17 protein-coding genes are annotated in these 18,346 nt (G+C 66.5%); 5 read left to right on the top strand and 12 right to left on the bottom strand.

All coding sequences use genetic code 11. The annotated features are described in order from the left end of the window. Positions 1-6 precede the first annotated feature (6 nt). The 4 genes from A5781_RS03630 to glmS all read right to left on the bottom strand — a co-directional run bounded on the left by A5781_RS03630 (position 7) and on the right by glmS (position 4,656). On the bottom strand, positions 7-684 hold the full coding sequence (locus tag A5781_RS03630; protein ID WP_067201321.1) for a rhomboid-like protein: 678 nt from the start codon (positions 682-684) through the stop codon (positions 7-9). A gap of 150 nt (positions 685-834) precedes the next feature. Next, positions 835-1,686, bottom strand: coding sequence for a DUF4436 domain-containing protein (locus tag A5781_RS03625; RefSeq protein ID WP_067201317.1), 852 nt, complete (start codon positions 1,684-1,686; stop codon positions 835-837). Positions 1,687-1,809: 123 nt separating this feature from the next. After that, on the bottom strand, positions 1,810-2,700 hold the full coding sequence (locus A5781_RS03620) for a DUF4436 domain-containing protein (protein WP_067201313.1): 891 nt from the start codon (positions 2,698-2,700) through the stop codon (positions 1,810-1,812). 90 nt (positions 2,701-2,790) lie between these two features. Continuing rightward, positions 2,791-4,656, bottom strand: a complete 1,866-nt coding sequence (gene glmS, locus A5781_RS03615; protein ID WP_067201310.1) for a glutamine--fructose-6-phosphate transaminase (isomerizing) — start codon at positions 4,654-4,656, stop codon at positions 2,791-2,793. 766 nt (positions 4,657-5,422) lie between these two features. On the opposite strand from glmS, the gene A5781_RS03610 reads away from it, so the two are divergent. The 4 genes from A5781_RS03610 to A5781_RS03595 are packed head-to-tail and all read left to right on the top strand — an operon-like array spanning position 5,423 to position 7,968. Continuing rightward, entirely contained in the window at positions 5,423-5,635 is a 213-nt protein-coding gene (locus A5781_RS03610) for an Rv1535 family protein (RefSeq protein WP_067201307.1), read from the top strand. Positions 5,636-5,658: 23 nt separating this feature from the next. Then, a complete protein-coding gene (locus tag A5781_RS03605) occupies positions 5,659-6,498 on the top strand; it encodes a dienelactone hydrolase family protein (protein WP_067201304.1) in 840 nt (279 codons plus the stop codon). Positions 6,499-6,523: 25 nt separating this feature from the next. Then, positions 6,524-6,874 carry an ester cyclase gene (locus tag A5781_RS03600; protein ID WP_067201300.1) on the top strand — a complete coding sequence of 117 codons (351 nt, stop codon included), beginning with the start codon at positions 6,524-6,526 and terminating at the stop codon, positions 6,872-6,874. 50 nt (positions 6,875-6,924) lie between these two features. Beyond that, positions 6,925-7,968 carry an LLM class F420-dependent oxidoreductase gene (locus A5781_RS03595; protein ID WP_067201499.1) on the top strand — a complete coding sequence of 348 codons (1,044 nt, stop codon included), beginning with the start codon at positions 6,925-6,927 and terminating at the stop codon, positions 7,966-7,968. Between the two features lie 4 nt (positions 7,969-7,972). On the opposite strand, the gene A5781_RS03590 is transcribed toward A5781_RS03595, so the two are convergent. From A5781_RS03590 to A5781_RS25440, 8 genes are all read right to left on the bottom strand, one after another. Continuing rightward, a complete protein-coding gene (locus A5781_RS03590) occupies positions 7,973-9,331 on the bottom strand; it encodes a hypothetical protein (RefSeq protein ID WP_067201297.1) in 1,359 nt (452 codons plus the stop codon). Between the two features lie 2 nt (positions 9,332-9,333). Beyond that, positions 9,334-9,663, bottom strand: coding sequence for a type VII secretion target (locus A5781_RS03585; protein WP_067201294.1), 330 nt, complete (start codon positions 9,661-9,663; stop codon positions 9,334-9,336). A 157-nt stretch (positions 9,664-9,820) separates the two neighbouring features. Beyond that, positions 9,821-10,654, bottom strand: a complete 834-nt coding sequence (locus tag A5781_RS03580) for a hypothetical protein (RefSeq protein ID WP_231990584.1) — start codon at positions 10,652-10,654, stop codon at positions 9,821-9,823. Next, the gene (locus A5781_RS03575; protein WP_067201291.1) at positions 10,651-12,993 is read right to left on the bottom strand and encodes a hypothetical protein; all 2,343 of its coding nucleotides are present in this window, start codon (positions 12,991-12,993) and stop codon (positions 10,651-10,653) included. The genes A5781_RS03580 and A5781_RS03575 overlap by 4 nt, the downstream gene beginning before the upstream one ends. A gap of 224 nt (positions 12,994-13,217) precedes the next feature. Next, complete coding sequence (gene glmM, locus A5781_RS03570) at positions 13,218-14,555, bottom strand: phosphoglucosamine mutase (protein WP_067201288.1); 1,338 nt, start codon at positions 14,553-14,555, stop codon at positions 13,218-13,220. A 149-nt stretch (positions 14,556-14,704) separates the two neighbouring features. Next, positions 14,705-15,220 (bottom strand): 30S ribosomal protein S9, encoded by a 516-nt coding sequence (rpsI, locus tag A5781_RS26040; protein ID WP_067201285.1) that lies wholly within the window; start codon positions 15,218-15,220, stop codon positions 14,705-14,707. Then, complete coding sequence (gene rplM, locus A5781_RS03560; RefSeq protein WP_067201282.1) at positions 15,217-15,660, bottom strand: 50S ribosomal protein L13; 444 nt, start codon at positions 15,658-15,660, stop codon at positions 15,217-15,219. The genes rpsI and rplM overlap by 4 nt, the downstream gene beginning before the upstream one ends. A gap of 452 nt (positions 15,661-16,112) precedes the next feature. Further along, entirely contained in the window at positions 16,113-16,940 is an 828-nt protein-coding gene (locus A5781_RS25440) for a hypothetical protein (RefSeq protein ID WP_156624357.1), read from the bottom strand. A 172-nt stretch (positions 16,941-17,112) separates the two neighbouring features. Here A5781_RS25440 and A5781_RS03555 point away from each other — a divergent pair, with 172 nt between their 5' ends. Next, complete coding sequence (locus tag A5781_RS03555; RefSeq protein ID WP_082939202.1) at positions 17,113-18,315, top strand: serine/threonine-protein kinase; 1,203 nt, start codon at positions 17,113-17,115, stop codon at positions 18,313-18,315. Positions 18,316-18,346: the final 31 nt, after the last annotated feature.

Here is an 18,346-nt window from a genome sequence, read left to right as displayed (position 1 = left end):
CGTGGCTCAGGCCGATGCCTCGGGCGACCGGTTCCGTCGCCCCATGGCCCGCAGGCGCGCCGGGTTCAGCTGCCGGGGGTCCATGTGCCGCGTCATCGGGTAGAAGCAGAGCCCGACGAGGATCGAGGTGAAGTGCCCGATCGCGGTGAAGTTCAGCTCAATCCGGTCCATCGCGATCAACGGGAAGCCGAAGATGATGAACAGGACACCCAGGTAACCCCAGCGCCACGGGCGAGCGATGTGATAAGCCAGCACGGCCATCACCCCGACCAGGAAGTAGCTCACGCCGATGTCGCGGGCGTGCACCAGCCGTTCCGACGCATCGTGTTCCTCGATCGCGAAGTAGAGCAGCCCCTCACTGAAATATGTGGACAGGATGTGGGCGCTCAATCCCACTGTGAGCCAGCGCAACTGGCCCAGCCAGTGTTCGGCCGGGGCCAGGAACAACGAGAACAGGATCAGGTACGGGGCCAGGTTGTCGCCGTCGATCCACAGCAGGCTGGAGAACAGCACATCGAGCGGGTCCCGCGCCAACCCGTGGATGTTGGTGGAATGGTGCATCAGCATCGAGTGCAGTTGCCGCTGGGGCAGCCAGTGCCGGACGAGCGTCGTGATCAGCAGGACGAGCAGCCACCCGTACGTCAGCGGCGCGTGGCTGACGTAGTGCCAGACCGCGAGCCCCATCTTGCGCAGTCGGGACCGCACCGGTGCATTCGTCACTTCATTACCTTCGCACGAGGCCCGTCGCGCTGGGGCGCCTAAGCTGCGGACGCGCCGGGCCGTCGGCCATCTGGCGACCGCGGGGCCGCGAAAAGCATTGCCGCAACCGGGTTGTCACGGGCTTGACGGCGCCGGGACCGGATTCGCCGGCACGGGAACCTCCGGTCGCAGATGCCGCCACCAGCACATGATGTAGAGCAGCATGGAGACCACCAGGACGACGAGTACCCACAGCACCAGCGTGATGTCGATCCAGCCCCCGAAGGGTGGCGAACCCGGAAGCGCGTTGCGCAGCGGTACCACCGCAAAGAGCATCGCCGCGTACCAGGTCGTCATGGGCGGCTGGAACTTGCGGCGGTCGCGCACCGTCTGAACGGCGACGAACAGGCCCAGGCCGGCGATGGCGACAAGGACGCAGAGGATGACGATTCCGAACGCCGCCGCGCTGAGCGAGCGGTGCACGCTCACCTGGTAGGGGCCGGACCCGTCGGCGGTAACCTGCCAACCGGAGAGGTGGTTGACGAAGGTCACCGGCACCCGTTCGGGCACATTGCCGGGGCCGTGCATGAGCTCGATCTCTACCGGCCCCGAGCCGTAGTGGTCGAAGGGCCAATTCTCGATCTCCCCTGCGATGGTGAGCGGAACGGGGAAGACACCGGGCAGCATGCCCTTGCTCCACGAGCGGCGGACGGGCGTCGCCACGGATCGCACTCGGAGGCTGAGGTCTTCGTTGAGGTGCCCGGTCTGCGGATCCAACAGAGCCGATCCGGGCGAGATGGATAGGTTGGCCATCAGCACGCTGTAGTTGGACTGGATGTCTTCGATGACCAGCGTGGCCGTGCTCCGGTCACCGCCGGCCGCGGTTTCCTGGTGGTAGCGGTGACCGCCGCTGTTGGCATACAGCGCAACCGAGCCGACATACGCCGCGATGATGCCCACGATCAGCGCGATGATCCCGTATCTCACGACGCCCCCTACCCGAACCGGCCACCGAGGCCATCTAACGGTTGAATCGCTTGCCCACGGGCAATGTAGTTGAACGGCTGGCGGAAACGCCTTGAAACGGAAGGAATTCGATTCAACCGAAGGTCAGCTCGTTGGCGCCGGGACCGGATCCGGCGGCGGGGCGACAACCTCAGGCCTCAGATGGCGCCACCAGCAGGCGATGTAGAGCAGCATCGCTACCACCAACGCGACGATCACCCAGAGCACGATGGTCACATCGATCCACGCCCCGAATGAGGGCGAGCCCGGAAGCGCGTTGCGCAGAGGTACCACCGCGAACAGCATTGCCGCGTACCACGTCGTCATCGGGGGCTGGAACTTTCGCCGGTCACGCATCGTCTGAATGGCCACGAACAGGCCCAGGCCGGCGATGGCGATGAGGACGCCGCAAATCACGATCCCGAACACCGCGGTACTCGGCGCGCGGCGCACGCTCAGTCTGTACCCCTCGTGGCTGGCGACCTTGGTCGCGGAGACTTTGAATCCGGGCAGGTGGTCGATGAGTCGCACCGGGATGAGTTCGGGCGGTTTCGTCGTGTCGCCACCGTGGAATAGCTGCACCTCGATCGGTCCCGAGGTGTAGTTATCGAACGGCCATCGTTCGACGTGACCCGCGATGGTCAGCGGGAGCGGAAAGACGCCGGGAAGCATGCCTTTCGTGTAGTCGCGTCGACTGGGCTGCGCCGACGATCGGACGCGCAGCATGAGGTCTTCCTTGAGGCGGTGGGTGACCGGATCCAGCATCGCGGGTCCGGGCGCGACAGCCACGTTGGCAACCACCGCGCTGTAGTTCGACTGCATCTCTTCCACGGTCAACGTCGCCATAGTCTGGCTGGCCGTCTCCGCGTTGTCGCTCAGCGTGCCGGCCGAAGATCCTTCGACCGTGTTCTGGTAGAGCTCGACCAACGCGACGTAGGTCCCGACGATGAGCACGATGGAACCCACCGCGGCGAATCTTCTGGCCGCCGATCGCATGCTGCTCCTACCGCTATGGAAGGCTTGTTTCCCAGGGCAATCTAACGGAGCGACCGTGGATCTCGCGGCGATACAGCCGAAGCGGCTGAACTATTCCACCGTGACGGACTTGGCGAGGTTTCGCGGTTTGTCAACGTCGTAACCTCGGGCCTGGGCAACCGACGCGGCGAACACCTGAAGCGGGATGGTCGACAACAGCGGCTGCAAAAGGGTTGATACCGATGGGATTTCGATCAGGTGGTCCGCGTAGGGCCGCACGGTGTCGTCGCCTTCTTCGGCGATCACGATGGTGACCGCGCCGCGGGCCTGGATCTCGCGGATGTTCGAAAGCAGCTTGGAGTGCAGCGTGGCCTGCCCCTTGGGCGAGGGCATGACGACGATGACGGGCAGGTCGTCCTCGATCAGCGCGATGGGCCCGTGCTTGAGTTCGCCGGCGGCGAATCCCTCGGCGTGCATGTAGGCCAGTTCCTTGAGTTTCAGCGCGCCTTCCAGCGCCACCGGGTAGCCGACGTGGCGCCCCAGGAACAGCACGGTCGAAGACTGCGCGAACCGATTCGCCAGGGCGGCCACCGGCTCGATCATCGCGAGCACCCGCGCGACCAGGTCCGGCATGGCTTCCAGCTCCTGATACTCCCGCTCGACCTCGTCGGGGTACTTGGTGCCGCGGGCTTGCGCCAGCGCCAGGCCAACCAGGTAGTTGGCTGCGATCTGCGCCAGGAACGTCTTCGTCGAGGCGACGCCGATCTCGGGACCGGCGCGGGTGTAGAGCACGGCGTCGCATTCGCGCGGGATCTGCGAGCCGTTGGTGTTGCAGATGGCCAGCACCTTGGCCTTCTGCTCCTTGGCGTGCCGCACGGCTTCGAGGGTGTCGGCGGTTTCGCCGGATTGCGAGATGGCGACCACCAGCGTGCTGCGGTCCAGCACCGGGTCCCGGTAGCGGAATTCGCTCGCCAGCTCCACCTCAACCGGCAGCCGGGTCCAGTGCTCGATCGCGTATTTCGCGAGCAGCCCGGAGTGATACGCGGTGCCGCAGGCCACCACGAACACCTTGTCGATCTCGCGGAGCTCCTGGTCGGAGAGCCGCTGCTCGTCGAGCACGATCCGGCCGTCGACGAAATGCCCGAGCAAGGTGTCGGCCACGGCGGCGGGCTGCTCGGCGATCTCCTTGAGCATGAAGTACTCGTAGCCGCCCTTTTCCGCGGCGGCCAGGTCCCAGTCGATGTGGAACTCGCGGTACTCGACGTCGTCGTTGCCGTGGAAGTCGGTGATCCGGTAGCCGTCGGCGGTGATCACCACGGCCTGGTCCTGGCCGAGTTCGATGGCGTTGCGCGTGTGCGGGATGAACGCGGCCACGTCGGAGCCGACGAACATCTCGCCGTCACCGATCCCGATCACCAGCGGTGTGGAGCGGCGGGCGGCCACGATGGTGCCGGGCTCGTCGGCGTTGGCGAACACCAGCGTGAAGTGGCCCTCCAGCCGCCGCAGCACCGCCAGCACCGAGGCGGCGAAGTCACCCGCGGTCGCGCCGTGCCGGTAGGCCTGCGCCACCAGGTGCACCGCCACCTCGGTGTCGGTGTCGCTGGTGAATTCCACGCCCAGGGCCTCCAACTCGTGGCGCAGGCTCGGGTAATTCTCGATGATGCCGTTGTGGACGACGGCGATCTTGCCGGCCGCGTCGCGGTGCGGGTGCGCGTTGCGGTCGGTGGGGCGCCCATGGGTGGCCCAGCGGGTGTGGCCGAGGCCGGTCGTGCCGCCCAGCGACTCCGGCGGCATCTGGGCTACCGCTTCCTCCAGGTTGGCCAGCCGCCCGGCGCGACGGCACACGGTGAGCGTCCCGGCGCCGTTGACCAGTGCGATCCCCGACGAGTCGTAGCCCCGGTACTCCATCCGGCGCAGCGCATCCATGACGACCTGGCAGGCAGGCTGCTGCCCGACGTAGCCGACGATTCCGCACATTCACACCAGGGTAGTGCAGCCGTCGGCCCGCCACGGCATGCCGACGCTAACGTTAGGCCGCCCACCTGCGCGAAAGGCCCACGTTGACCGGCCCTTATCGCCGCTTTCATCTCCCACTGTGCGAGCACACGGGCGCGGTCTTCGTCCGGCAGCACGGCCGCTGATCTCCAATTGGAGCGCCATCCGGATGGTGCGCAGGTTCGCCGAACAGCCCGGCGCCGCCGCCCCGCCCGCAGCCGCCGGTCCGCCGCCGGGGTGGTACGGCGACCCTCGTTGACCCGGACACCGCTACTGGGACGGGGTCGGGAGGACGTCGTGGACCAAATCCGCCCGGATTTCCACCGCAAGGACGCTGACGGTCCACTTCATGCCGTCTTCATAAACGGTAGAAACGTTTTTCACCTGATGTATTTGTGACGTTTTCGTCTGAGCCATCGATCTAGCAATACAGCTACCTAGAATTCTGCATATCGGCCATGACTGGCAACCGCCGAAGCCAGCAGAAAGGACAGCTTGTTGACGCCCGCTTGATCCCCACCACCTGGTTAATCACTGGATTCTCCGGTGCTCATGCGCGCAGCGCGACCAAATCTTTTCAACAATAACCGTTTATGACTGACATCAAAGCCGATAGTCCAGCTACCCGGTAAGCGAGTTTGAAACCCTGCCATTAATTCGGCTGGACACAGACAAGTAAACCGCCGGATAGATAAACGTTCATAAGTGTTAATCCGAAATTTTTGTAGCCTTCTTCAAGGGGAGAATCATGACTGCGGTTCTGTTCGACGATGTGATGACGGCTTCGCCCGCACCCAGCCTGACGCTGGCGCCGGCACCGAGACCGGCCGCCAAGCGCCACCGCGCGCCGATCGCCAGTGGCGACCCGATGGTGGACACGGCCGCCCGGTTGCTGAGCATCCCGCTGCGCCACATGTATGCGGCGCTCTGGCGGGTGGGCGTGATCGAGGTCAGGGCCTGAGCGCGATGCGCTAACGTCGACGCGTGGCCCGCACCCGCAAGCTCGTCGCAGCCCTCAGCCGCCGTGGCCCGCACCGCGTTTTACGTGGTGACCTGGCGTTTGCCGGTTTGCCCGGGGTGGTGTACACCCCGGAGGAAGGGCTGAATCTGCCCGGGATCGCGTTCGGTCACGACTGGCTCACCAAGTCCGCCAACTATTCGGGTCTGCTCGAGCACCTCGCGTCGTGGGGCATCGTGGCCGGCGCTCCCGACACCGAGCGCGGGCTGGCCCCGTCCGTCCTGAACTTCGCCTTCGACCTCGGCACCGCGCTGGACATCGTGTCCGGTGTGCGGCTCGGGCCGGGCAAGATCAGCGTGCATCCCGCCAAGCTCGGCGTGGCCGGGCACGGTTTCGGCGGCTCGGCCGCGGTGTTCGCCGCGGCCGGCATGCCGAACAAGCTGGCCGCGGCGGCAGCGCTGTTTCCCGCCGTCACCAGCCCCCCGGCCGAGGCCCCGGCGACGACGCTCAAGCTCCCCGGGTTGATCTTGACCGCGCCGGGGGATCCGCAGTCGCTGACGTCCAACGCCTTGTCGCTGTCGCGCGCGTGGGACGCCGCCACGCTGCGCATCGTCAGCAAGGCCCAGCCCGGCGGACTCGCGGAGGGCCGGCGGTTGACCAAAGTGTTCGGCCTGGCCAGCCCGCACCGGCGCACGCAGCGCACGGTCCGCGCACTGCTCACGGGCTACCTGCTGTACACGCTGGGCGGCGACAAGACCTACCGCGACTTCGCCGATCCCGACGCCCACTTGCCCAAGACGGATCCGCTGGATCCCGAGGCGCCGCCGGTCGCCCTGGAAGAGAAGATCGTCGCGCTGTTGAAGTGATGCGGTAACTGGGTAATTGCCCACTGTGTCGACCGTGCAAGCGCTGTACACCCGCTGGATCACCGAGCTCTGGGCCGGCCGCCCCGTCGGGTCCGAGATCGTCACCGACGACTTCGTCGGTCACTGGCCCGACCGGGACGTGCATGGTCCGGAGGAGCTGCAGCAGATCGTCGAGGAGACCCGAAACATGATGGCGGACTTGACCTTCGCCATCGAGCTCGGCCCCCTGTCCGAGGGCGACCTGGTCGCCGGCCGGTGGGTCGGCACGGGCCACGGCCCGGACGGCCCGGTCTCCTTCACCGGCAACGACATCCTGCGCCTCGCCGGCGACGGTCGACGGTTCGCGGAGTACTGGACGGGCACCTCGGCGGGCTGAAGTTCCCGAGCCCGCGCGGCGCGCGGGTGCCGCCGTGGTATCTGTCGTGGATGCGCATCGGGATCGCTCTGGATTATTCGGGCGGCTTTCACCAGGCCGTGGACCGCGTCGTCGAACTCGAGAAGGCCGGCATCGACATCGCCGTGGTGGCCGAGGCGTATGCCTTCGACGCGGTGAGCCAGCTCGGGTATTTGGCCGCCAAGACGAACACCGTCGAGTTGGCCTCTGGGGTGTTTCCCATCTACATCCGCACGCCCTCGCTGCTGGCGATGACGGCCGCGGGGCTGGACTTCGTGTCCGACGGGCGGTTCCGGCTGGGGATCGGCACCTCCGGACCGCAGGTGATCGAGGGCTTTCACGGCGTCGAGTTCGACGCGCCGCTGGGCCGCACCCGAGAGATCGTGGAGATCTGCCGGAAGGTGTGGCGCCGGGAACGGCTGCAGCACAACGGCAAGCACTACCAGATCCCGTTGCCGCCCGACCGCGGAACGGGTCTGGGCAAGGCCCTGCAGCTCATCAATCATCCTGTGCGCGAACGCATTCCGATCACGATCGCTGCGCTGGGCCCAAAGAACGTCGAGCTCACCGCCGAGATCGCCGAAGGTTGGCAGCCCGTCTTCTATCTCCCGGATAAGGCCGCCTCGGTGTGGGGTGACGCGCTGGCGGCCGGTGCGGCCAAGCGGGATCCGGCGCTGGGGCCGCTGGACGTCATGGTGCACGCGTCGGTGGCCATCGGCGACGACGTCGACGAGCGGCTGGCATGGGTCAAGCCGCAGCTCGGTCTGTACCTCGGCGGCATGGGCGCCAAGGGCCGCAATTTCTATCACGCCCTGGCGACGCGTTACGGGTTCGGCGAGGTCGCCGACCGCATCCAGGAGCTGTACCTGTCCGGCCGTAAGCGGGAGGCCATTGATGCGGTGCCCGACGAATTGGTGCGCGGCATGTCGCTGGTCGGCCCGCGCGGGTACGTCGCCGAACGCTTGGCCGCCTTCGCCGAGGCCGGGGTGACGACGCTGTTGCTCAGCCCGCTGGCCACCGACCGCGCCGAATCCGTGCGCTTCGTCGAGGAGGTGCTGCGGCTGCGCCCGGCCTGAGCCGTCACTGCCCCGCCTGCGGCAACTGGTCCGCCGCGATCTCGCAGGGCGTCTTCCCGTCGGTGGCCGGGGGCGCCGGCTCGCCCGCCGCTGGAGCGGCCACCGGTGTGGGTGCGTCGACCGGCGCGGCAGCCGGTGGTGGCGGCGGATCCGCAGGTGCCGGCGGATCGACGGGCACCGGCGCGTCGACCGGTTGAACCGCCGCGTCGGGCTTGGCTTCCTCGGTGTCCTCGTTATCTTCCGTTTTCGCGGGCTCGTCGTCCTCGTCGTCGGCGTCGTCCGTGTCGTCGGCCTCAAAGGGGTCCTCGTCGAACGTGTTTCCGTCGCCAAAGGGATCGGCGGCGCCCGCCTCGTCGCCGGCCGAGCCGAGCAGACCGCCGACCGCGTCGACGATCCTGCCGGCCAACCCGAGGAGACCGGCACCACCGCCGCCGAGCCCACCGCCCAGATCGCCCGCCGGCATGCCGCCGCCGCCCCCAAGCGCGGTTCCCCAGTCCGGCTGCGGCGCGGCCTGGAGCGGAGCCGGCGCGAGCGTCGCCGCGGTCGGTACCGGATCGACCGACGGGCTCGGAGCCGGATCCACCGACGGGCTCGGGACCGCCGCGGCCGCGGGCGTGACCGCGACGGGCGGTGCGCTGGACGCGGACGGCCGCATTGGTTGGTAGCCGGGCCCGAGATCACCGGGGGTTTCGAAGCGCGCCGTCGGCGCGGCGGCCATTCTGTCGGTGACCATGTCGTACGAGGTCGCCACACCGTCGCGCGTCGAGCGCATCGTGCTCAGCCAGTCGTCGCGAATCTCATTGTCCACGTAGGGCATTACCTGCTCGCGCACAACCTCTTCGGCGGCTTGCCGATCGCTCAGCCCGGCCGTGACCGAGGCGGAGGCCGCCAACCACGCCGGCCGCTGTGCCTGCGTGCGGTCGTCGACGGCGATGGTGGTCGCAACCTTCGTATCGACCAGGTACCACAGGTTGTCGCGCAGGGATTCGCACCGTTGGGCCGCCGCACGCAGTTCTGTGGCCAGGGCGCTGGCGGTGTCGCAGTGGCGCTCCGGGAACCGCGCCGCGGCGTCCCCGCCCGGCCCGGTCCACGCCGTGGCCAGCTCGGCCGCCTGGGCGCGCTGTATCCGCAGCGCTTCCATGACCGCCTCGCCCGCCGCCCGCAGTTCAACGCAGTCGCGGTCGAGGGTGCGCAGGTCCAGGCCGTCTTCGGTGTCGTACCAGTCGCGGACCTGGGCGAGGTGCGCCGTCAGGTCGGGATGGTGGTAGCCCACGACATGGCAGGCCTGTACATAACTCTGGGTGTGCTCGACGGCGGTCAGGCCCTCGGCGAGGCGTTCGGCGACGTCCAACCGGTCGGCCACGATCAGGCGATCCGTGCCGCGGCATACCGTTCGGCGTCGGCGTAGCGGTCGGCGCTGGCCCGCAGGACCGTGGCGATCTCGACCGACGCGCGCGACCACTGCGCTACTTCGGTGGCCAGGCGCTCCAGCTCGACCCGCAGCGCCTCACCGCGCGCGGTGTGCGCCCGCCCCGCGCTGGGCCCACCGAAAGTCAATCGGCCCAGCTGATCGCTGAGGGCGCGGTCGATGATGTCGGCGGCGGCGCTGAATTGGTCGGCGATGCGGTGCGTCGCCGCGACGTCGATCTCGGTGCGGGCCACGGTGGCCGGTCGTACTCCCCTGTCGAATCTCATGCCTAATCCGACGCCGGGGAACGCCCAGTGGTTCCGGCCGCAATCAACGCACGCGCTGACCGCCGACCATCCCGCACCGTGGGCCGGATGCGCCCACCGATGTGACACCAGCGCAACATCGAAATTCGTTGCGGCCGAGCAGAATTGACCGCTCTCCTCACGACTTCGGGCTGGGAGCCGGCCAGCCGGGAGATGGCGGCAGGGTGGGAAAGTCGGAGCGGGGATATTCACCGCCGCGGATGAGTTCGGGGTGTGGGGGCGCTTTGGAACGGCAGGCATCAGTGTCGTGGGCAACATCAGGCCATTCGGATGCGAGCCCGTATTCGGCGAAGTAACCACCCTGATGGCCGGTAATCCTCCAACCGCCGAACACATCGATCGACGGCGCGCGCGCCGGTCCCTGCTGGTCGGGCATTTGCGGACCGGTGGTGGCGGGAGCCGTCATCGTGATTCGCATCGGGTCGATGCCCGAATCGGGGGGCGGCTGGGCGATGTTCGGGGTGTATCCGTGACCCTGTGCTTGCGCGGTACCGAACAGATAGTCACAGACCACCACCGTCACGTCACGGCCAGATGTCGCGATCGAAAGGATATGGGCCTGTTCGGTTCCCACCCAGGGTTTTTCCGGCCTGCGATCGGTTTTCGGCCACAGGAACCGGCTGCCGGTCGGGTTATCGATTGACTTATTGGGATCTACCGCCTGCTTGAATCCCGGGTACAGGAACTTGTCGTCACCCGTGATGGAGGCCAGCAGGTAGGACTCGGTGTAGGCCCGCACCACCACGGCGGGCCAGGTGGTCACGGCAATACCCGGTTCCGCGCTCCACACCACGCTTAAATCGTTCAGCGTCGGCGGCCACCCGGCCGGCGTCGTGGACGTGGGCGACGCGGGCTGGCCGGGGTGACTGCCTGAGGCGCAGCCGGTGACCATCGAGACCGTGATGGTCGACAGGGCCGTCAAAGTGCGCAGTGCGCGCGGGATGCTGATCATTTCTTCCCAGGGGGTTCGGGCACCCCGATGATGTTGTTGTAGCGGTCGACCATGTATTGGTCCGGCGACATCTTCTCGTTCGGCGGCAGGTCAAGCGTCTGGGACAACGCGGGGCCGAGGACATTGTTGTATTGACCGGCGGTGAGATCAGGGTGTTTGGCTTGCATCTCGTCTAGGGTCGCAATTCGCCCGTTGGGGTGATCATGGTCGTAGACGAGATATTCGGGCGGCAATCCCGAGATGTGTTGGTTTGCCCCGAGCATCGCATCGAGCATGTGTTCGTCGGCGTTTCCGATGTCCATGGGTTGGATCGGCGTCTGGCCCGGCGCGGTGGGCGCCGGCCCCAACATGTCGTTTTCGAGGTTGTGCCCGAGCATTCCAATCGCGGGCCCGGTGACTTTGCCCACCCCCGGGACCCAACCACCGGCCGTGCTGGCGGCCTGGACGCCGTCTTCATAGGCCAGCTTCTTCGAGTCGTATTCCGAGAGCTGTTGGTGGTAACCGTTTTGTTCGTTCGCTTGGTAGGCATTGTGGGTGCCGACGTCGACCAGCCCCCGCAATGTGGCGGCGTCGTAGAGCTGGTCGCTGTAACCGTCATGATGCGGATTCAACGCGAAAGAAGAGTCGTGAAGCAATGCCTGCGTGTACGCGTTCTTGTTGAAGTCGCGCGCCGCGGTGGGGTCGCTGTCGATCACCGAGAAGATGCCCTTGGCGAGAGGCAGTGCGCCGGAATGGATGTCACCGTTGTTATCGAGCGGTTTGCCGAATTCCGGAAGTCCGCCCGATGTTCCCGCGATGTTGTTGACGTACGGGTCGAGGCCGTGGCCCATCGCTTGGACGAGGTTGGGGTTCACTTGCCCCAAGGTGTGGTTGCCCGGGAGGTGTAGCAAGTCTGTGGACGCATGATGGCCGAGGTAATCCGAGTACGCGCGGGCGGTTTCACCGGCGATTTTGGCTTCGGGTCCCTGCGCTGCGTCGCCAGTCCAGGAGAACAGCGAACCGACCGCCTGGCCGTTGTCCTTCCAGGCGTGATGGGTCAGGTTCTGCAGGAACTTGTCGTGATCGTTGCCGGTCATCGTGTCGTGGACGACCTGGTGATCCGGAGACACCGCGGACAGCACGTTGGACACCGCGGGGTCCATGGCGGGATCGCGCTCGACGTTTTGGCCCTGGCTGGCCGGGTCGTGCTGCCAGAGCGGGGTGTCCATCATGGCCCCCGCCTTGCGGATCATCGCCCGATCCAGATCGGTGTTCGTCTGGAAGGACTTGTCGCCGTCCTTGACGATGTTGGCGATGTCGTTGGTTTGGCGCATGTATTCCAGGCCGGAGGAATTCAGCGCCTGCTGGACACTCTCCGGCAGCTGCGCGGCCCCACCTTTGACCGTGTCGGTCCCCTGTTTCGCGCCGACCTGGAGCGGCGTCTTGGGGAACGTGAGGTTGGGGTTACTCATCAGCTGCCAGGAGTTGCCGATCATGCCCTTCTCGTCGCCGAGCCGTTGTTCAGCGGTGTTGAGTGCATCGATCGACATGCCGTGTTCTTGAGCTTGCAGCTGGCTCAAAACCGAAGCCTGCTCGGCGGTCAGCGGCACCTTCCCGGCCCGCTGATCGGGCGTGATCGAGTTCAGCACCCCGTTAACGCGGGCGGCGGCCCCTTTATCACCCCCGAGCGCGCCCTTGACGTCTTGTTCGGCTTGCTCGGGCGTCTCGGCCTCGTGACCGTCAACACCCAAGACATGGCCGGGGTCGTACCCGTCGTTAGCCAAGGTGGTCTGCGCTTGGCGAAGAGAACTCGAATAGGTGTCGCGGGTGGCATGCAGCTGGTCGAGGGCATCTTTGGTGTCACTGACCGCTGCGGCTTTGAGCACCCTGATAATCGACTGCAGCTCCTGCTGGCTCGCCGCGTCGGGATGGTCCTGCAGGTCCAGCATCGCCAAGTCGATCAGATGGTCGAGCTGCTCCAACTGACCTTCCAACGTGGCGATCTCTCCGGCGCCGGCTTTTTGCGCCTCGGCCAACGCGGCGGCGATGTTTTCCAGGTCTGCGCCGATCTTGGGCAACTGCTCGGACTGCGTTCCCAGCGCCTGGGCGGTGCGCTGCACTTCGGCGGCGTCGTTGATCGGGTGATCCCCGTTCTGACGATTCCAGGCCGCCTCGAAGCGCTTGCGGGCTTGCTCGAAGGCGTGGTCGGCCTCGGCGGTGGAGCGCCCAGCGCCATGAAAGGCGTTGGCCAGGTTGGAGATCTGCCCCGGCTGGCCGGCTTGCAGAGTCCGGTTGACCTCCCACGGATCACCACCGGCCCCGGCCACCAGCTCCCCGATGGTGAGATGCTTCAGCTGCACCGCAGCTCCACACCGCGCCGCGATCGCCGGCCGACCGCGTTTTTCGCACGCCGATCAGCGGAGCGAACCCCGATTCGCCGCGAACCGCCACCGACGAGCATCACCACCCCTTCCGCGCTGGCGACAAGATTACTGTCCCAGGCCTGGGGATCAATTCAGTCACGCCCGTCGGCGGCGTGGTAAAGCACCCACGGCACCGGGGAGCGCGGGGCTTCCGGCCGCGTTCAGCGCGCGGCGCTGACCGCCTCGGCCACCCGATTCGCAACGCGCTGGGCGACGTCCGCCTCGGGGGCTTCGACCATGACCCGGATCACGGGCTCGGTTCCGGAGGGGCGCAACAGGATCCGGCCGGTGTCGCCGAGTTCGGCCTCGGCGTCGCCGACCGCGGTGCGCACGGCGGGCGCCGCGGCGGCGGTGTCCTTGTCGGCGACGCGGACGTTGATCAGCACCTGCGGCAGCGTCTGCATCGGCGCGGCGAGCGCGGTCAGTGACGATCCGGTCTGCACCATGCGATTCATCAGGCGCAGCCCGGTGACGATGCCGTCGCCGGTGGAGCCCATCGCCGGCATCACGATGTGGCCGGACTGCTCACCGCCGAGGCTGTAGTCGCCGGCCCGCAGTTCCTCGAGGACGTAGCGGTCGCCGACGCCGGTGGTGCGCACGGTGATCCCGGCGGAGCGCATGGCCAGGTGCAGCCCGAGGTTGCTCATCACGGTGGCCACCAGCGTGTCCGACGCCAGCTCGCCGGCGTCGCGCATGGCCAGCGCGAGCACGACCATAATGTGGTCGCCGTCGACGAGTTCGCCGTTGGAGTCGATGGCCAGGCAGCGGTCGGCGTCCCCGTCGTGGGCCAGGCCGAGGTCGGCCCGGTGCGCGATGACCGCCGAGCGCAGTGAGTCCAGGTGGGTGGAGCCGCAGTTGTCGTTGATGTTCAGGCCGTTGGGGTCGGCGTTGATCGCGATCACCCGGGCGCCGGCCGCGCGGTAGGCGCGCGGCGCGACCGACGAGGCCGCGCCGTGGGCGCAGTCGACCACCACGGTCAGGCCGTCGAGCCGCAACGTGCTGGCCTTGCTCAGGTGGCGCAGGTAGCGGTCGTCGGCGTCCTCGGCGTCGATGACGCGGCCGATGCCGGCGCCGACGGGGCGCAGCCCGGGTTCCGCGGTCAGCAGCGCCTCGATCCGGTCCTCGGTGTCGTCGTCGAGCTTGCGCCCTCCGGGGCCGAAGATCTTGATGCCGTTGTCGGGCATCGGGTTGTGCGACGCCGAGATCATCACCCCGAAGTCGGCGTCGTACGCGCCGGTCAGGTAGGCGACCGCCGGCGTGGGGAGGATCCCGACCCGCAGCGCGTCGACGCCCTGGCTGGTCAGCCCGGCGATCACCGCGGCCTCCAGCATCTCGCCGCTGGCCCGCGGGTCGCGCCCGATTACGGCGACGCGCCGGCCCGGTCCACCCGAGCTCGCCAAGTGCCGCGCGGCGGCGGCACCCAGCGCCAGCGCCAGCTCGGCGGTCAACTCCCGATTGGCGACCCCGCGGACACCATCGGTGCCGAATAGTCGGCCCATGCGGACAAACCTCTCACAATCGACGGTTTAGCACCTATGGTGCCCGTTCTTTTCTGACCGAAACGGGGCGCGTTTGCGCGCAGACACGCCGAAGAAAGCGCGTGACTTCCCCGTTTGAGGCCCCGTTGCGGCCAGAAAGTGATGGTTGATCAGCGCTTGCTGTACTGAGGCGCCTTGCGGGCCTTCTTCAGGCCGTACTTCTTGCGCTCGGTGGCGCGCGGGTCGCGGGTGAGGAAGCCGGCCTTCTTCAGCGCGGGCCGGTCCTCGGACTGGGCCACGATCAGCGCCCGGGCGATGCCCAGGCGCAGCGCACCGGCCTGGCCGGACGGGCCGCCGCCGTGCAGCAGGGCGAAGATGTCGAAGTTCTCCACCCGGTCGACGGTGACCAGCGGGGCCTTGATGAGCTGCTGGTGCACCTTGTTGGGGAAGTAGTCCTCCAGGCTGCGGCCGTTGAGGTCGAACTTGCCGGTGCCGGGCACCATGCGCACCCGCACCACGGCCTCCTTGCGGCGGCCGACGGTCTGGATGGGCCGGTCGAAGACGTAGGACTCGGCGGCCGCGGGGGCGGGCGCCTCGGCCGGAACGTCCGGGGTTTCCGGGGTGGCCGTGGTTTCCAGGGTTTCCGGGGTGGCCGTGGTTTCCAGGGCCTCGGTCGTTTCGGTCACTGGGCCACCTGCTTGATCTCGTACGGAACCGGCTTTTGAGCGGCGTGCGGGTGCTCCGGGCCGGCGTAGACGTGGAGTTTGCGCTGGATCTGACGGCTGAGCTTGTTCTTGGGCAGCATGCCGACGATCGCCTTCTCGACGACGCGGTCGGGGTGCTTTTCCAGCAGCTCGCCGGTGGTGCGCGAGTGCAGGCCGCCGGGATACCCCGAGTGGCGGTAAGCCAGCTTGCTCTGCAGTTTGTCGCCGCTCAGGGCGACCTTGTCGGCGTTGATGACGATGACGAAGTCACCGCCATCGACATTGGGGGCGAACGTCGGCTTGTGCTTGCCGCGCAACAGGGTGGCTGCCGCGACGGCAAGGCGGCCAAGCACCACGTCCGTGGCGTCGATGACGTACCACGACCGCGTGGTGTCACCCGCCTTTGGCGCGTAGGTGGGCACAGCGCTTACCTTCTTCTTCTCGAGGTGGATCCCGGGTCGAGCCGGGTGCCGGTCAGGCGTTCGCGGTGGGGGCTGATCTCGGCGGCCGGCATTGACCCGAGGCCCCCGCGTACCGCACGCCAACCGAGGAGCTTACCGATGAGCGTCCCCGCAGGTCAAAACGGCTGGTGCCCGATTACGTCGAAGATGAGCGCGAACCTCTCGCAGCGGGTGATCTGACGGACCCGCGCAGGCCCGGCGATCGGTGGGTGAGGGCCAATCCGTAGTGACTCTCATGTCGGTCCGTCAGCCCGGCGCCGAGATCATCCCCATCGGCCGCAGACGATTCCTTGGCTTGAATACGCGGAGAGGGCGTACGAGCCGATGTCCGATCTGGCTACGCCGGCGCTTGCAGGCAGACGCCTTCTATATCGCAATCCACGCTTGGTCAGGAAGGTTTTGCAGTGCCCGCACTAACTGGCGACAAAGAAGACGGGTTTCCCGACGAACCCGGTGGACACAGTCCACAGTCCGTTGGCCCCGGCGGGGACAGCGACGCATGTGTTCCCCTTCGCCACACCGCCTTTGTAGAGGTCGCCAACGTCCGTAAGGGGATCAGGGATCACTCCACAGTGGCCGTCATAGGTTCGGTTATCTGATCCCACGAATTTGACACTGATCCCGAACGTTGGGTTGCCGGTTTTGTCTCCGGTGTAGGTAGCTGAGATTGGCACAATCCAGTACTGCATGCCCGCTTTGGGTGGTTCGTTGAACTGGTTTGTCGCAGCTATTTCGGCCGATGCTTCGCGGGGAGTTCCGAGTGTGACCTGCCAGTCTGGGTTTCTTACGGTCTCGCCGATGGGAAGCGGATTGTCCCTGCTACCTCGACCATCGGAGCGCTCGCCGCCGTCCCCATTGGTTGCTGTCGGGGATGTTGGGGAGAGGTCTGCTTTCCCAAAAGCCTTGCTGAACGAATTTCCCACTACAACAGCAAAAACGCTGACGCCGACAACAGTTCCGACGATTGCGATTATGACCGCAGCAATGCTTGTCCCTTTGGCCTTACCGGCCGAGAGCAACCCCACGACGCCGAGGATGAACGCGATTGGCAGCAGCACCCATCCGACAATGAGCGCCCCTGGTATGCACGCAAAGATGGAGCCAACTATGCCTACAACCAGTGCGATTCGCCCAAGTACGTTCTTCTGCTTCGATAACCCCTGTGATCCAGTCGGCTGTGGATAACCCTGCCACGGGCCAGGAGCGCCGGCCTGCCAGCCTGGCGGCGGATTCGACACCATGCGCCGATGCTATCGCTCATGCCGGAACGAGGTGTGCGGAAATCCTTTAGTCGCACCACTTCCCGTGACGATTGAACCGCCCTCCACGGCCGTACGGGTCTTGGCATACCGGCCCGCGGTTAACGGCCGCGACGGATACTGCTAATCGAGTTGAGTTCCGTAAGGGGGTGCCGTGTCGGCAACTAATGCTCGCGCCGGGTCGATGTTTGGAAAGTACAAGGTGAATAGGTTGCTCGGGCAAGGCGGTATGGGCGAGGTGTACGAGGCCTACGACACGAGTAAAGACCGAATGGTCGCCTTGAAGATCTTGCGCCAAGAGTTCTCGCATGATGAGCAGTTCCGGACGAGATTTAAGCGTGAGTCCCGCGTCGCAGCGGCGCTGGAGGAGCCTCACGTCATCCCTATTTACGACTGGGGTGAGATTGACGGCAGTCTATTCATCGATATGCGGCTGATAAGAGGCCACGATCTACAAGAATTGCTAAAGCGCGGTCCTCTCGGGTCGGCGCGGGCCGTCGCGATCGTACGCCAGATTGCATCGGCGCTGGATTCCGCCCATGCGCAGGGGTTGATCCATCGGGATGTCAAGCCGCAGAACATCTTGGTCACGTCAACGGAAGACTTCGCCTATCTGATCGACTTTGGAATCGCGGATGACCTTCGAGACACTCGGTTGACGGTCGCGGGCTCGGCAATAGGCTCTTTCGCGTATATGGCACCCGAGCGGTTCGAAGACCGGCCAAGCACTCCAGCGGTAGACGTGTACTCATTGGCCGCAGTGCTGTATGAGGCGCTAACTGGTGAGGCCCCGTTCCAAGCGAGCGGCATAGACCAACTCGTGGCCGCCCACCTGTCATCCCCCCCGCCGCGACCCAGTGCAGTCAATCCCCGGCTACCCGTCGCCATTGATGAGGTGATTGCGCGTGGAATGGCCAAAGACCCCGACGACCGCTACGGCAGCCCGGGAGCGCTTGGCCGTGCCGCGCAACGCGCTCTGGGCTCAACCTCTTCGTCAGGGCCCAGCACCGGTCCGTTCGCGGCTCCCCAACATGCCGCAAGCGGCGCTGGCGGCGCAGGAGACTACGCCAGCGAACCAACCCGTCCTGCATGGCAATTCAATCAACAGGTTCCAGACCAGGGCCGGCCCTGGCTGATGCCCGCTGTGATCATCTTCGCCACCGTGCTCCTACTAGGAGGTATAGGTGTCGTCATTGCACTCCTCGCCCAGCAGAACCACTCTCCGTCGACCACTCTTACGCCGACGGCTGGCTCCACATCAGCGCTCCCGACGAATTATCAGGCGCCGAGCCCAGCGTTGGTGCAACCCCCTCCGGCGCCTAGCGTCAATGGAATGAGCCGCACCCCACGATGTTAGGGGCGCGTTGGTCTCGTGCCGGTAACGATTC

Source organism: Mycobacterium sp. 852002-30065_SCH5024008 (assembly GCF_001665645.1).
Taxonomy (GTDB): Bacteria; Actinomycetota; Actinomycetes; order Mycobacteriales; family Mycobacteriaceae; genus Mycobacterium; species Mycobacterium paraffinicum.
The sequence above is the reverse complement of the archived record's forward strand: the minus strand, read 5'-3'. Positions and strand labels throughout refer to the sequence as shown.

Bases quoted from the DNA above. Each gene is read 5' to 3' on its own strand.
- A5781_RS03630 (WP_067201321.1), bottom strand. From the start codon at position 684: ATGGGGCTCGCGGTCTGGCACTACGTCAGCCACGCGCCGCTGACGTAC.
- A5781_RS03620 (WP_067201313.1), bottom strand. From the start codon at position 2,700: ATGCGATCGGCGGCCAGAAGATTCGCCGCGGTGGGTTCCATCGTGCTC.
- glmS (WP_067201310.1), bottom strand. From the start codon at position 4,656: ATGTGCGGAATCGTCGGCTACGTCGGGCAGCAGCCTGCCTGCCAGGTC.
- A5781_RS03610 (WP_067201307.1), top strand. From the start codon at position 5,423: ATGACTGCGGTTCTGTTCGACGATGTGATGACGGCTTCGCCCGCACCC.
- A5781_RS03595 (WP_067201499.1), top strand. From the start codon at position 6,925: ATGCGCATCGGGATCGCTCTGGATTATTCGGGCGGCTTTCACCAGGCC.
- A5781_RS03585 (WP_067201294.1), bottom strand. From the start codon at position 9,663: ATGAGATTCGACAGGGGAGTACGACCGGCCACCGTGGCCCGCACCGAG.
- A5781_RS03580 (WP_231990584.1), bottom strand. From the start codon at position 10,654: ATGATCAGCATCCCGCGCGCACTGCGCACTTTGACGGCCCTGTCGACC.
- glmM (WP_067201288.1), bottom strand. From the start codon at position 14,555: ATGGGCCGACTATTCGGCACCGATGGTGTCCGCGGGGTCGCCAATCGG.
- A5781_RS25440 (WP_156624357.1), bottom strand. From the start codon at position 16,940: ATGGTGTCGAATCCGCCGCCAGGCTGGCAGGCCGGCGCTCCTGGCCCG.